Raw genomic sequence first — 13,684 nt, 5'->3', positions numbered from 1 at the left:
TAATCACCCTATCTTTGCTCATCCAACTGCAATGCGACGTAAAGCAGCAGCCTGTCGTCAAAATTCCCCAGATCCAGCCCGGTCAGCTCCGAGATACGGTTCAGGCGGTACTCCAGCGTATTGCGGTGAATAAACAGCGCCTTTGAGGTCGCCAGCGGCTGCACGTTGTGGCGAAACCACGCCGCCAGGGTTCGCCTGAGTAGGCCGTTGTTATCCATCGCCTTCAGGCGGGTAAGCGGACGCGCCAGTTCGTTGGCCTGCCAGCCGCCGCGCAGGCTATCCAGCAGTACCGGCAGCATCAGATCCTGATAGAAGTAGCTGCGGCTCTCCGGCATACGCTGCTTGCCCACCATCATGGTGGTGCGTGCCGTGCGATAGGAGCGGGCAATGCTGCCCGGTCCGGTAAAGTAGTTGCCCAGCGCGACGCGAAAACGTAGCTGGCCGTTCTCTTTCATGCGGGCGATCAGCAGCTCTACACGCTTGCGGTGATCTTCCGCATCCCAGCGGCCAAACGGGTTGAGAGCGGGTTTCAATACCACCATCTCGGTGAGGGAGACGATGGCAATCAGGTTGTTACGCTCCGGCGTGGTCAGCGCATTTTGCAGCTGCTGTAGCTCGGCCATAGCGCTGTCGACTCCCAGCTGCCCGCTGTCGACCTCCACCACTGCCACTACGCGCGGCTGGTTCAAATCGATCCCCAGACGCTGCGCCCACTCGGTCAGGGCTGGCGTGTGCTCTTCGGCCTGGATCAGGTTCATCACCAGCTCTTCGCGCAGGCGGCTATCCTGGGCCAGGAGATGCATCAGGCGGGACTGCTCCAGCATCATTTCGGCGGTCATGCACACCAGCTCGCCATACTTACGCAGCGTCTCCGGCTCGCCGGTCAGGCCGATGACCCCGACAATCTCTCCCTCCAGACGCAGAGGCAGGTTGATCCCCTGGCGTACGCCGTGCAGGTGACGAGCAACCGCGTCGTCGATATCCACCACGCGCCCCTGAGAGAGCACCAGCAGCGCACCTTCGTGCAATTCCCCAATACGCTCTCGATCGCCGCTGCCAATAATGCGCCCGCGCGCATCCATCACGTTGATGTTGGTATCGATAATGCGCATGGTGCGCGCAACGATATCCTGCGCCATTTTGGTATCAAGATGCCAGCCAGCCATGTAATCCCTCCCCTGATCAGATCACAAGAATAAGGGAGTTGCCAGCGCGCTGCATTGTGCAAAAGCACAAAGCATGGTGCGGAAGTGTGGAGTTGTGGAAGGCCTCACAGATTCTGTGAGGAGACCCCTTCCCCGAACGGAGAAGGGGTAATGCGATTACTGCATCAGCAGGTAGAGAGAGGTATCGCCACGCTGGATGTTCAGCGCCAGCACTGACGGCTTGCTGTCGAGGATCTTACGCAGTTCGGCAATGTTCTTCACCGGCTGCTGGTTCGCGCCGATGATCACATCACCTTTCTTCAGGCCAATGCGCGCCGCCGGGCTGTTCGCCTTCACGCTGCTGACGGTGACGCCCTGGTTCTGCGCCGCGTTGCTCATCTCAGCGCCTTCAATGCCGCTGAAGATGGTGCTGGAGTCCACCTGGTTCTGGCTGCTCTGCTGCAGTTCAAGGCTAACGGTAACCGGCTTACCTTCACGCAGCAGGCCCAGCGAGACCTTGCTGCCGATCGGCATTGAGCCCACTTCCGCCCGCAGGGCCGCGAAGCTGCTGATTGGCTTACCGTTCAGGGAGGTGATCACATCCCCTGCCTTGATGCCGGCTTTCGCCGCCGACGAGTTCGGCATTACCTGGCTAACAAAGGCCCCGCGCTGGGCGTCAACCTTCATTGCCTTCGCCAGCTCAGAGTTCAGCTCGGTGCCGAGAATACCCAGCTCGCCACGGCGCACCTGGCCATACTGCACCATCTGCGCGGTGAGGTTTTTCACCATGTTGCTCGGGATAGCAAAGCCGATACCGATGTTGCCGCCGTCTGGGGCGAGGATCGCGGTGTTGATACCGATCAGCTCCCCGTTGAGGTTCACCAGTGCACCGCCGGAGTTACCGCGGTTGATCGCCGCATCGGTCTGGATAAAGTTCTCGTAGTTCTCGGCATTCAGGCCGCTACGGCCCAGCGCTGAGACGATGCCCGAGGTGACCGTCTCACCGAGGCCAAACGGGTTACCGATGGCCACCGTGTAGTCACCCACGCGCAGGGCGTCGGAGTCGGCGAGCTTAATAGCGGTCAGGTTTTTCGGATCCTGAATCTGGATCAGCGCCAGATCGGAGCGCGGGTCTTTGCCCACCACCTTGGCGTCAAATTTACGCCCATCGCCCAGCTGGACCTTAATGGTGCTGGCATTATCGACTACGTGGTTGTTGGTCACGACATAGCCTTTCGCCGCATCAATAATCACGCCGGATCCCAGCGCCATAAATTTCTGCTGCTGGCCACCGTCATCAGCGCCACCCTGCCCGCCCTGGCAGAAGGGCGAGCTCTGGAACGGAGACCCCTCCTGGCAGAACGGCGAGTTTTCACCAAAGAACTGCTGGAAGTTACGCCCCATGCGCGGGGTATTGACCGTGGTGCTGCCTTCAACGTTGATGCTCACCACCGACGGCATCACCTTTTCCAGCATCGGTGCCAGGCTTGGCATCTGCTGTGATGGTGGGATCGCTGAGGCGGTTTCGGCCGCTGATACCGACAGCGGGGACAGGGCTAAACCTAAACTCAGAGCCAGGGCACTCATTGCTAACGTGGTTTTTTTCATGTCGCTTAATCTCTATTTACTGATAACGCGAAACAGCGTGTAAGTATCGATAAGAGTCAATTTATAGCGCGAAGTTCCAGCATAACGTGTTGTTAAAAGTAAAAATTTATTGAGCGTCTTTACAATCGCTCAGATATTATTCAACCGCCATCAGCCGTCGGTACTCGTCCCAGGCATAGAGATCGGTCATGCCGCTGATATAGTCCTGAATAAGACGACAGCGGTAATAATATTCCAGCACCGGGAAGTCTGCTTCATCACGCGATAGTTTGCTCACGGCTTCTACATAGGCCAGGCGGTGACGTCCTGAGAGCTTATGAAACAGGCGGGTTTCGATTGGGAAACGCTTTACCCGCTCTTTTTCCGCCAGCTCGCTAAAGTCCGCCAGCGTCATCTGCAACAGCGGACGATAAATATCCAGCAGCCCGCTGATGACGCGATAGCCTTGCAGCTCCAGCTGTTCAACATCGGGGTGGCAGAAGACATTTTCAACCGCCACGCTCTTATACAATTCAAGCAGTTGGCTGTAGCCGCTGTCGTCCTCCAACAGGGCATGGTTAAACTCACCGGAGAAGATCTGCGGTAAGTTATCGATAAAGCGCTGGGCGGCGTAGGGCACCAGCTTATTTAAGGTATTGACCCGCAGATACATAAAGAACTGATCTTCCGCGCTGCGGCTGAGGGAATTAGCCCGGGATTTATCCCAGGCGTTCTCCACTACCTGAGAAAAGAGCGATCCTTTTTCGTGCGGCCCCCAGGCGTTATAGAGATGCTGGTAGAGCTGCTCCACGGTAAATATGTTTTTCTCTACCGCGTCTTCCAGATCGGCGACGCAGTAGGAGATATCGTCGGCCGCCTCCATCACCCACGTCAGCGGGAAACGGCTGTAGGTATCCAGATCCAGCTCTTTACGCAGCCGCGCCACATACTCCTCTTCAGAGAAGTAGTAGCCTGGTTTTTTCATTAAATAGCTATGGCTGGCGGGTGGCTCGCCCCGCCACCAGGCCGGACGGGTATATTTCAGGATGCAGCCTACCTGCGCCCAGGTGAGGTTCATGCGCATCAGGGAGTGCACCAGGCGGATCCCCTGAGCGTTGCCCTCAAAGTGGCAGAGATCCTGGCGCACCTTGCGCCGCAGGTCGTTGGCCGCCTCCTCGCCGTCGCGCAGGCGCAGGGAGACCACCTCGCAGCGATCGCCGCTCAACGGCTGGCTGGCGGCATCCTGCGGGTGCAGGCGCTGGCGAAACCAGTCGTTAATCGCCGCCTCGCCAAAGTGACCGAACGGCGGGTTGCCGATGTCGTGCATCAGGCAGGCCATCTCAACGATGCTCTCAAAGGGGCCGGTCAGTTCGTCGAGCCCGTAGCGCTCCAGCAGGCGCATCTCCTTCAGGCGGCTAAGGATCTCCTTGGCGATGTAGCGCCCTACCTGCTGCACCTCCAGCGAGTGGGTCAAGCGGGTACGCACCGCCGCGTTACGCTCCAGCGGGAAGACCTGGGTCTTTTGCTGCAGACGACGAATAGCGGCTGAGTTGACGATCCGGCCGCGATCGCTTTCGAAGATGCGTAACACTTCGCGCTCGGTTTTCACGCCCTGGGGTGAACGGTAGCGGCGATGCCAGTTAATCTTATTGCGGAAATCGATCTGTGCCATATCCTCTCCCCTGAGCAATGCGCTTCCCCGTAAGCGCATGATAGACTATGCCCTCAAATCTGGCTTATCGCGAGTAAATCTATGAAAATCGGCATCATTGGTGCAATGGAAGAAGAGGTTGCGCTCCTGCGCGACAAAATCGAAAACCGTCAGACCCACAGCGTGGGCGGCAGCGAAATTTACACCGGCCAGCTGCATGGCGTTGACGTTGCGCTGCTGAAATCGGGCATTGGTAAAGTGGCGGCGGCAATGGGCGCGGCCCTGCTGCTGGAGCGCTGCCAGCCGGATGCCATCATCAACACCGGCTCCGCCGGCGGCCTGGCCCCGACGCTGAACGTGGGCGACATCGTGGTCTCCGACGAAGCACGCTACCACGATGCCGACGTGACGGCGTTTGGCTACGAGTACGGCCAGCTGCCAGGCTGCCCGGCGGGCTTCAAGGCCGATGAGAAATTGATTGCGGCCGCCAAAGCCTGTATCGCTGAACATAACCTCAACGCCGCCAGCGGGCTGATCGTCAGCGGCGACGCCTTTATCAACGGTGCAGCCGGTCTGGAAAAGATCCGTAGCCACTTCCCACAGGCCGTGGCCGTTGAGATGGAAGCGACCGCTATCGCTCACGTCTGCCATAGCTTCGGCGTGCCTTTCGTGGTGGTTCGCGCTATCTCTGACGTGGCCGACCGTGAATCGCACCTGAGCTTCGACGAGTTCCTGGCGGTGGCGGCGAAGCAGTCCAGCCTGATGGTTGAAACCCTCGTGCAGAAGCTGGCGCGTGGCTAACCGCTGCGTTGGCGCGCTGGTCACCCTGCTGCTGCTGGCGGCGGGGTCGGCGCTGGCCGCCCCCCGCGTAGTGACCCTCTCCCCGGCTAATACCGAGCTTGCCTTTGCGGCGGGGATCGAGCCGGTCGGGGTGAGCAGCTTCTCTGACTATCCACCTGCGGCCGAAAAGATCGAGCAGGTAGCCAGCTTTCAGGGGATCAATCTTGAGCGCATTGTCGCGCTTAAGCCGGATCTGGTGCTGGCCTGGCGCGGCGGCAATGCCGAGCGGCAGGTCAACCAGCTAGCAGGCCTCGGCATCAAGGTGCTATGGATCGACGCCCAGACCGTGGAGCAGATCGCGGCGGCGCTGCGCCAGCTGGCTCCCTATAGTCCTGCCCCTGAGCAGGCTAACCACGCCGCCGACGCGCTGCTGGCCGACTACGCCGAGCTGAAGGCGCACTACGCCAGCGCCACGCCTAAACGGGTATTTATACAGTTTGGCGGCACCCCGCTCTTCACCACCGCCAAAGGTTCAATACAGAACGAGGTGCTGGAGCTGTGCGGAGGCGAAAATATCTTTGCCGCCAGCCGGGTACCCTGGCCGCAGGTGAGCCGTGAGCAGGTGCTGACCCGCCAGCCCGAGGCGATTGTTTTTGCAGGAAATGCTACTCAGGCCGCAGAGGTTGCGCAATTCTGGGATAAACAGCTCAAAATTCCACTTATTGTCCTCAATAGCGACTGGTTTGAACGCGCAAGCCCGCGTATTATCCTCGCCGCAAAACAACTCTGTACCGCGCTGGCGGCAGTGAAATAATCGAGGATAAGCAATGCTCGTCTACTGGCTGGATATCATCGGCACGGCCGTTTTCGCCATCTCCGGCGTTCTTCTGGCCGGAAAGCTGCGTATGGATCCCTTCGGCGTGCTGGTATTAGGCGTGGTGACCGCTATCGGCGGCGGCACGATCCGCGATATGGCGCTCGCCCATGGGCCAGTATTCTGGGTCAAAGATCCCACCGACCTGGTGGTCGCGATGGTCACCTGTCTGCTGACGATAGTGCTGGTGCGCCAGCCGCGCAGGCTGCCAAAGTGGATCCTGCCAGTGCTGGACGCCGTAGGACTGGCGGTATTTGTTGGCATCGGCGTGAATAAAGCGTTCCTGGCGGAAACCGGGCCGATGGTGGCCATCTGTATGGGCGTGCTGACCGGCGTCGGCGGAGGGATTATTCGTGACGTGCTGGCGCGGGAGATACCGATGATCCTGCGCACTGAAATCTACGCCACCGCCTGCATTATCGGCGGCATCGTCCACGCGACGGCGTTCTATACCTTTGCCGTACCGCTGGAGAGCGCCAGTATGCTGGGGATGGTAGTAACCTTAACTATCCGCCTGGCGGCGATCCGCTGGCACCTGAAGCTGCCCACCTTTGCGCTGGATGAGAATCGAGGCTAAGACCAGTTTGCAGGCCCGGTAAGCGTAGCGCCACCGGACGTTACCCTGCCAACGCTGTAATGCCGGGCGGCACGCTGTTTGCCCGGCCTACGGCGAGCGTGGTGCGCTTTAAATGCTGAACGAGGAGCCACACCCGCAGGTGCTTTTGGCGTTCGGGTTGGTTACCACAAAGCGGGAACCTTCCAGCCCTTCGGTGTAGTCTACCGCGCCGCCAACCAGGTATTGCAGGCTCATCGGATCCACAACCAGCCCAACGCCCTGCTTCTCAATGGTCATGTCGCCGTCGTTGATCTGATCGTCAAAGGTAAAACCGTACTGGAAGCCGCTGCAACCGCCGCCGGTAATGTAGACGCGCAGTTTCAGGTTCGGATTCTCTTCATCCGCGATCAGGCTTTTTACTTTAATTGCTGCTGCTTCAGTAAATTGCAGAGGCAGCGCTACGTCATCACTCATTTTAAACTCCCATTGATACGGCGATCCGGACGTTAACCCGCCCGATCTTTAACAATATTATCCATTACCCTGGTAAATCGTTCAAGTATTCTCCTGGCGAGGCTTGCCGTCAGGATCGCCTCCCTGCCTCGCCAGCGTGCGGGCGAGGATGGTGGAGTAGAGCGGTTTACCGCCCAAGAACTGTGCCAGTAGCGTGGCACCCAGGCAGGTAATAATCATTGGCAAAATGAGCTGATAATTGTCAGTCATTTCCAAAACCAGCACGATGCCTGTCAGCGGCGCGCGTACCGAGGCGGCCAGCAGCGCCCCCATCCCGGCGATGGCAAAAGTGCCCGCCTCAAGGTGGTAAAGCGGGAAAATCTCTGCGCAGGCCATGCCAAACGCCGTGCCCAGCAGCGTGCCCAGCGCCAGCATCGGGGCGAAGATGCCCCCCGGCGCGCCGGAGGAGAAGCAGAGCAGCGTGGTAATCACCCGCGCAACGAAGATAAACAGCAGCATTCCGGCGGTGTAGTTGCCTGCTGCCGCGATGGGGATCAGCGTAAAGCCGCCCCCGGAGATCTCAGGCACGATCAGCCCCAGCACCCCGCACAGGCCGCCGATGGCTCCGCCAATCAATACCCATTTGCCAATCTGCCCGCCGTGCAGGCGGCCAAAGAGATCTTGGGTACGCAGGACTAAGGTGTTAAACAGCGGGCCGACGCAGCCAAAGATCATCCCCAGCACCAGGTAGAGCCACAGCGTGTTGATCGGGGCATTGCTTAGTTTGCCTACGTCGATCACCGCCGCCTCGCCGTTAAAGTAGCGAAACACGATGCTCGACATGATCACGCCGGTAAAGACCGCCTTAATGGAGATGAGGTCGTAGCGAAACTGCGGGCGCATCTCCTCGATGATAAACAGGATCCCGGCCAGCGGGGCGTTAAAGGCTGCCGACAGCCCCGCCGCCGCACCGGTGGCCAGCAGGGTATGCCGCGCCTCCTTGCTGCGCATGCGGAAGATATCCAGCACCATACGGCCCACGTTGCCTCCGAGCTGCACCGTCGGCCCTTCACGACCCAGCACCATGCCTGCCCCCAGCGTGCCCATGCCGCCGATAAACTTGACCGGCAGAACGCGCCACCAGCGTACGGGACGCAGCTCCTCCAGCGCACCCTCGATCTCGGGAATGCCCGAACCGCCCGCCTCCGGGGCAAAGCGGCGCACCAGGAAGTAGCCCACCATCGCCAGCAGCGCCGACAGCACAAAGACCAGGGGCCACATCAGCCACGCAGCGTCATCAGCGAACTGCGCCACCGTGCCGAGTCGCCAGTGGCTGACCGCATTCACCGCCTTCTCAAAGGCGACGCCGACTGCGCCCGCGAGAGTTCCCACCAGCGCAGCCATCAGTAAGATCGCCAGCGGCGTTTTATCCCGCTGCAGCAGACGGAGGATCCGCCGCGTTCGCATCGCATTGGTTTTTATTTTCATAGCCGAAAATGAATTAGTCATACAATTAGGGCAGGTAGTTTACCTGGGCGATCCTTTTATAACAAACGCGGAATACCTTAGAATAGTGCAATTACCTTCTCTACCAACCAGGAACGAATCCATGAGTAAGTCAGAAAACCTCTACAGCGCGGCACGCGAGCTTATCCCCGGCGGCGTCAACTCGCCGGTCCGCGCCTTCAGCGGCGTCGGCGGCACGCCGCTGTTTATCGAGCGCGCTGACGGAGCTTACCTCTACGATGCGGACGGTAAGGCCTATGTCGACTACGTCGGCTCCTGGGGTCCGATGGTGCTGGGCCACAACCACCCGGCGATCCGCAACGCGGTGATCGAAGCGGCGGAGCGCGGCCTGAGCTTTGGCGCACCCACCGAGATGGAAGTGAAGATGGCGGCGCTGGTGACCGAGCTGGTCCCAACCATGGATATGGTGCGGATGGTAAACTCCGGTACCGAGGCGACCATGAGCGCCATTCGTCTGGCGCGTGGCTTTACCGGCCGCGACAAGATTATTAAGTTTGAGGGCTGCTACCACGGCCACGCCGACTGCCTGCTGGTGAAAGCGGGCTCCGGCGCGCTCACTCTCGGCCAGCCCAACTCACCGGGCGTGCCGGCGGATTTCGCCAAGCACACCCTGACCTGCACCTATAACGATCTCGCCTCCGTGCGCGAAGCCTTTGAGCAGTATCCGCAGGAGATCGCCTGCATTATCGTCGAGCCGGTCGCGGGTAACATGAACTGCGTTCCACCGCAGCCGGAATTCCTGCCGGGCCTGCGCGCGCTGTGCGATGAGTTCGGCGCGCTGCTGATCATTGACGAAGTCATGACCGGCTTCCGCGTTGCGCTGGCGGGCGCGCAGGCACACTACAACGTGGTGCCGGATCTGACCTGCCTCGGCAAAATCATCGGCGGCGGGATGCCGGTAGGTGCGTTTGGCGGCCGTCGCGACGTGATGGACGCCCTTGCTCCGACCGGGCCGGTTTACCAGGCGGGCACCCTCTCCGGTAACCCGATTGCGATGGCGGCGGGCTACGCCTGCTTAACCGAGGTGTCCCAACCGGGGGTGCATGAAACCCTGACGGATCTGACCACTCGCCTGGCCGACGGCCTGCTGGACGCGGCACAGGACGCAGGGATCCCGCTGGTAGTGAATCACGTCGGCGGCATGTTCGGGATCTTCTTTACCGATGCCGAGCGCGTGACCTGCTATCAGGACGTGGTGAAGTGCGACGTGGAACGCTTCAAGCGCTTCTTCCACCTGATGCTGGATGAGGGGATCTACCTGGCCCCGTCGGCGTTCGAGGCGGGCTTTATGTCTATTGCCCACAGCGACGAGGATATCAACAAGACCCTCGACGCCGCGCGCAAGGCGTTTGCCCAGCTGTAGTTTTACCGTTACTTGCCGGGTGGCGCAGCCGCCACCCGGCATTTTACCGGCTCTGCTTACGCAGAAGGTAGATAAAGTACGGTGCACCGATAAAGGTCGACAGCAGTCCAGCTGGGATCTGATACGGGAACATCACCATCCGTCCGCACCAGTCGGCAAACACCAGTATTACCCCACCGATTAACCCCGAGATCACCATGTGCGGCACCGTTCGCCGGAAGCCCATCATCCGTGCAATGTGCGGGGCCATCAGGCCGATAAAGCTCAGCGGGCCAATGGTCATCGTCGCCGTGGCGGTCAGGCAGGCGGCCAGCAGCAGCAGCCCAATGCGCGACGGCGTCAGGGCCATCCCCACCGAGCGAGCGGTATCGCCCCCCAGCGGCAGAATGGTCAGCCAGCGGCGGCAGAGCGGCACGAGCGTCAGCAGTATCACCATCACGATGGCCGAGCGGATCACCTGCTCGCCGGTGGCGCTATAGGTCGAGCCGGAGATCCACGTGAGGATCTGCGCCATGCGCGGATCGCCGCTTGCCTGGAGCATCATCAGCAGCATGGTAAACGCGGTGCTGAGCGCCATCCCGGCCAGCAGCATCCGGTGCGGAGAGAAACCGCCCCGCCCTGCCGCGATCAGGATAATCAGCAGGGTCACCGCCGCCCCGAGGCTCCCGGCAGGCAGCAGCCAGCCAAAGGCGTTACCCGGCACAAAAAAGAGCATCAGCACGATACCAAAGGCCGCGCCGGAGCTGATCCCCAACACTTCCGGGCTGGCCATCGGGTTGCCGGTCAGGCGCTGAATAATGCAGCCCGCTACCGCCAGCATCACGCCCGCCACCAACGCCGCCATGATGCGCGGCCAACGCCACTGCGCCAGGGCGTCCAGCATCTCACCGCTGGCCCAGTGCCAGCCCTGAGCATCGCGGCCCAGCGCCAGGGCAGCCATCACCGCCAGCAGCAGAACGATAATGCCGGCCAGCGCCCAGCGCGGCAGGTGCTGGCGTTCAGTGGGAACATTGTCCCCGGCGTTCATCTCTGGGGCGCTCATGCTCTTCAGGCGCGGCAGCAGCCACAGTAGCAGCGGCGCACCAATCAGGGCCGTTACCGAGCCGGTGGAGACCTCCATCCAGACGCGGGTTAGCCAGAGGATCACCTGATCCGAAAGCCAGAGGATCAGCGCCCCAATCAGCGGAGCCAGCAGCAAACGGGAGAGCAGCCGACGCGCCCCCAGCATCTTCGCCAGCAGCGGCGCGAACAGGCCGATAAAGCCGATGATCCCCACTGCGTTAACCAGCAGTGCGCTGAGGACAATTGCCAGCAGCAGCGCCCCCAGCCGGGCCAGCGACAGCGCCAGACCCAGGTTACGCGCTACGCCATCGTCCAGCCCCATCAGGGTCAGCGGACGCAGCAGCAGCAGGGTCAGCATCGCCCCGCCCAGCAGCTGAGGCCAGAGTCGCTCTACCCCGCTCCAGTCGGTCTGGGTCAGGGTGCCGGTGCTCCACATAAACATGCTTTGCAGCTGCTCGTGATGGAACAGCACCAGCAGCTGGTTCACTGCCCCACAGTAGAGGCTTACCACCAAACCGGCGAGGATCAGCGTCACCGGCGACAGGCGTTTGCCCCAGGCGACGCCAAAGACCAGCGCGCCCACGACGCAGGCCCCAAGCAGGGCAGCAAACTGCGAGGCCGCCACGCCGGGGATCGCCCACAGGGTGGTGACGGTAATGCCCAGCTGCGCACCGGTAGAGACGCCCAGCGTGGTCGGCTCTGCCAGCGGGTTACGCAATACCTGCTGGAACAGCACGCCCACCAGCCCGAGCCCGGCCCCCACCAGCAGAGAGATCGCCAGCCGGGGAAGCAGGCTGTAGTGAAAAATCATCTGGGTAATGGCATCCACGTCCGGGTGCCAGATCGCCTGCGACCACTGGTCACGCGGCAGCGCCTGGGAGAGGTTCGCCCAGGTCAGCCAGACGGCGGCGATAAACAGGATCGCCAGCAGCAGGGCGGGAAGCGGCGCGATACGCTTGCTCATGCTTTACCTCCCAGGGCGTTATCCAGAACGCGGACAAAGTGCATCACCGACAGCGTCGCTCCGTAGAACCACACCGCTGGAACGCGCTGGAAGCGCCCCGCCCGCACAAACGGCATCGCCTGCCACAGCGGAGTTGCCATCAGGCGCTGCATATCCCGCTCATTGCCGTGATCGAAGCAGATTACGTCCGCGTCCTTATAGACCGCCAGCCGGTCAATGCTCACCGTGGTGCTGCCCCAGAAGGTCGTCTCCCCCCGCCAGGCGTTGCGGATACCAAACTCATCCAGCGTCTCCTGGAACAGGCAGTTTGAGGCAAAGACCAGCATATGCTGAGCGTCAAGCAGGGTGACCATCAGCAGCGGCCTGTCGCCGCGCCGGGCGAAACGCGGCTTCATCGCGGCGATAAAGGCATCGAAGCTATCAAGATGTGTCCGGGCCGCCGACTCCAGGTTGAGCAGCTGGGCCATCTCATTCATTGAGTTGCGCGCCATGGTCAGCGGCTTCTTGCCGTCGCTGAAGTTAAAGCCCCGGCCAGGGGCAATCCGCGCCAGCACCTCCGCTGAGGGACCGTAGCCTGCCGACCAGACAAGGTATGAGGGCTGCATCTGGGTAAGCAACTCAAGGTTGGGTTCGGTTCGCAGCCCGACATCAATTGTCGAGGCGGGCAGCCTGGGCTCGTTGACCCAGGTGTTGTAACTATTCACGTCGGCAACGCCGTAAGGGGCCACGCCCATCGCCAGCAGCAGCTCTACCGGCAGCCACTCCAGCGCCACGATGCGGTTGATATCAATGGCTGCCGCCCGCGCGGTTCCGGCCCGCCACAGCAGCGGCGAGAGGGCCATCGCGGTCAGCAAACGGCGGCGGCTAATCATAGGTAACCCCGCCATCAGTAGACAAAGCTCACCGGTGCCGCCCCTGCCGGGTGGGGCAGGATGCCCATTGGGATACCGTAGATCTGCTCCAGGGTCTGGGCCTGCATCAGCGTCTCCGGTGTCCCCTCGGCAATCTTCTCTCCACCGCGCAGCGCCACCAGATAGTCGCAGTAGCGCGCCGCCATATTGATATCATGCAGCACAGCGATCACCGTCAGCCCACGCTGCTGGCTCAGGCGATGGATCAGCGCCAGGACGTCCACCTGATGGGCGATATCCAGCGCTGAGGTCGGCTCATCCAGCAGCAGGCAGCGGCTGTCCTGCGCCACCAGCATGGCGATCCACGCCCGCTGGCGCTCGCCGCCGGAAAGGCTATCCACCAGCCGGTGGGCCAGCGGTTTGAGTCCCACCAGGTTAATCGCCTCCTCTACCTTCTCCCGGTCGGCCACGCCAAAACGTCCCAGCGCCCCGTGCCACGGGTAACGTCCAATCGCCACCAGCTCGCGCACCGTCATCCCCTCCGCCTGCGGCAGCTGCTGCGGCAGATAGGCGACCCGGCGGGCAAAGGCTTTGCTGTTCCAGCTCGCCAGCGGCTGACCATCCAGCAGGATATCCCCCTCGGACGGCGGCTGATGGCGACCCAGCATCTTTAACAGGGTGGATTTACCCGAGCCGTTGTGGCCGATAAGACCCGTGACCTTGCCTGCTGGAAAGGTCAGCGACAGCGGATGCAGCAGCGTGCGTCCGGGCACATGAAAGGAGACGTCAGAGAGCTGAAAGGTGGTATCGGGAAGCGTATTGTTTTCCTGCATGGGACCAACTTATCAATAAAAAGGGCACGATTAACCGT

12 protein-coding genes are annotated in these 13,684 nt (G+C 61.2%); 4 read left to right on the top strand and 8 right to left on the bottom strand.

Annotated features, from left to right (window positions below):
* Positions 1-8: 8 nt before the first annotated feature.
* From cdaR to dgt, 3 genes are all read right to left on the bottom strand, one after another.
* The gene (cdaR, locus tag FN633_RS12790; protein ID WP_154057960.1) at positions 9-1,166 is read right to left on the bottom strand and encodes a DNA-binding transcriptional regulator CdaR; all 1,158 of its coding nucleotides are present in this window, start codon (positions 1,164-1,166) and stop codon (positions 9-11) included.
* Positions 1,167-1,322: 156 nt separating this feature from the next.
* Entirely contained in the window at positions 1,323-2,753 is a 1,431-nt protein-coding gene (gene degP, locus FN633_RS12785; protein WP_154057959.1) for a serine endoprotease DegP, read from the bottom strand.
* Positions 2,754-2,889: 136 nt separating this feature from the next.
* Positions 2,890-4,404: a dGTPase gene (gene dgt, locus FN633_RS12780; RefSeq protein ID WP_154057958.1), complete on the bottom strand. Its 1,515-nt coding sequence runs from the start codon at positions 4,402-4,404 to the stop codon at positions 2,890-2,892.
* 81 nt (positions 4,405-4,485) lie between these two features.
* Between dgt and mtnN the strand changes: the two genes are divergently transcribed.
* From mtnN to FN633_RS12765, 3 genes are read left to right on the top strand one after another with little or no spacing between them, the layout of a single operon-like run.
* Positions 4,486-5,184 carry a 5'-methylthioadenosine/S-adenosylhomocysteine nucleosidase gene (mtnN, locus tag FN633_RS12775; RefSeq protein WP_042390597.1) on the top strand — a complete coding sequence of 233 codons (699 nt, stop codon included), beginning with the start codon at positions 4,486-4,488 and terminating at the stop codon, positions 5,182-5,184.
* Positions 5,177-5,977 (top strand): vitamin B12 ABC transporter substrate-binding protein BtuF, encoded by an 801-nt coding sequence (gene btuF / locus FN633_RS12770; protein WP_154057957.1) that lies wholly within the window; start codon positions 5,177-5,179, stop codon positions 5,975-5,977. The genes mtnN and btuF overlap by 8 nt, the downstream gene beginning before the upstream one ends.
* A 13-nt stretch (positions 5,978-5,990) precedes the next feature.
* Positions 5,991-6,614 carry a TRIC cation channel family protein gene (locus FN633_RS12765; protein WP_042390592.1) on the top strand — a complete coding sequence of 208 codons (624 nt, stop codon included), beginning with the start codon at positions 5,991-5,993 and terminating at the stop codon, positions 6,612-6,614.
* Positions 6,615-6,722: 108 nt separating this feature from the next.
* On the opposite strand, the gene erpA is transcribed toward FN633_RS12765, so the two are convergent.
* Together erpA and clcA are read right to left on the bottom strand one after the other, a co-directional pair.
* Entirely contained in the window at positions 6,723-7,067 is a 345-nt protein-coding gene (gene erpA, locus FN633_RS12760; protein ID WP_042390590.1) for an iron-sulfur cluster insertion protein ErpA, read from the bottom strand.
* A gap of 81 nt (positions 7,068-7,148) precedes the next feature.
* A complete protein-coding gene (gene clcA, locus FN633_RS12755; RefSeq protein ID WP_154057956.1) occupies positions 7,149-8,555 on the bottom strand; it encodes a H(+)/Cl(-) exchange transporter ClcA in 1,407 nt (468 codons plus the stop codon).
* A 100-nt stretch (positions 8,556-8,655) separates the two neighbouring features.
* Here clcA and hemL point away from each other — a divergent pair, with 100 nt between their 5' ends.
* Positions 8,656-9,936 carry a glutamate-1-semialdehyde 2,1-aminomutase gene (hemL, locus tag FN633_RS12750; RefSeq protein ID WP_154057955.1) on the top strand — a complete coding sequence of 427 codons (1,281 nt, stop codon included), beginning with the start codon at positions 8,656-8,658 and terminating at the stop codon, positions 9,934-9,936.
* Between the two features lie 43 nt (positions 9,937-9,979).
* Here the strand turns inward: hemL and fhuB are convergent, their stop codons facing one another.
* Genes fhuB through fhuC form a run of 3 tightly spaced genes read right to left on the bottom strand, consistent with a single transcriptional unit; the run spans position 9,980 to position 13,646 of the window.
* Positions 9,980-11,962, bottom strand: a complete 1,983-nt coding sequence (gene fhuB / locus FN633_RS12745) for a Fe(3+)-hydroxamate ABC transporter permease FhuB (RefSeq protein ID WP_154057954.1) — start codon at positions 11,960-11,962, stop codon at positions 9,980-9,982.
* Positions 11,959-12,849 carry a Fe(3+)-hydroxamate ABC transporter substrate-binding protein FhuD gene (gene fhuD / locus FN633_RS12740; RefSeq protein WP_154057953.1) on the bottom strand — a complete coding sequence of 297 codons (891 nt, stop codon included), beginning with the start codon at positions 12,847-12,849 and terminating at the stop codon, positions 11,959-11,961. Before fhuD ends, fhuB begins: the two co-directional genes overlap by 4 nt.
* Positions 12,849-13,646, bottom strand: coding sequence for a Fe3+-hydroxamate ABC transporter ATP-binding protein FhuC (gene fhuC, locus FN633_RS12735; protein WP_154057952.1), 798 nt, complete (start codon positions 13,644-13,646; stop codon positions 12,849-12,851). Before fhuC ends, fhuD begins: the two co-directional genes overlap by 1 nt.
* Positions 13,647-13,684: the final 38 nt, after the last annotated feature.

Origin of the sequence: Pseudescherichia vulneris, from assembly GCF_902164725.1 — a bacterium.
Lineage (GTDB): Bacteria > Pseudomonadota > Gammaproteobacteria > Enterobacterales > Enterobacteriaceae > Pseudescherichia > Pseudescherichia vulneris.
This window is presented reverse-complemented; position numbering and strand designations above follow the sequence as displayed.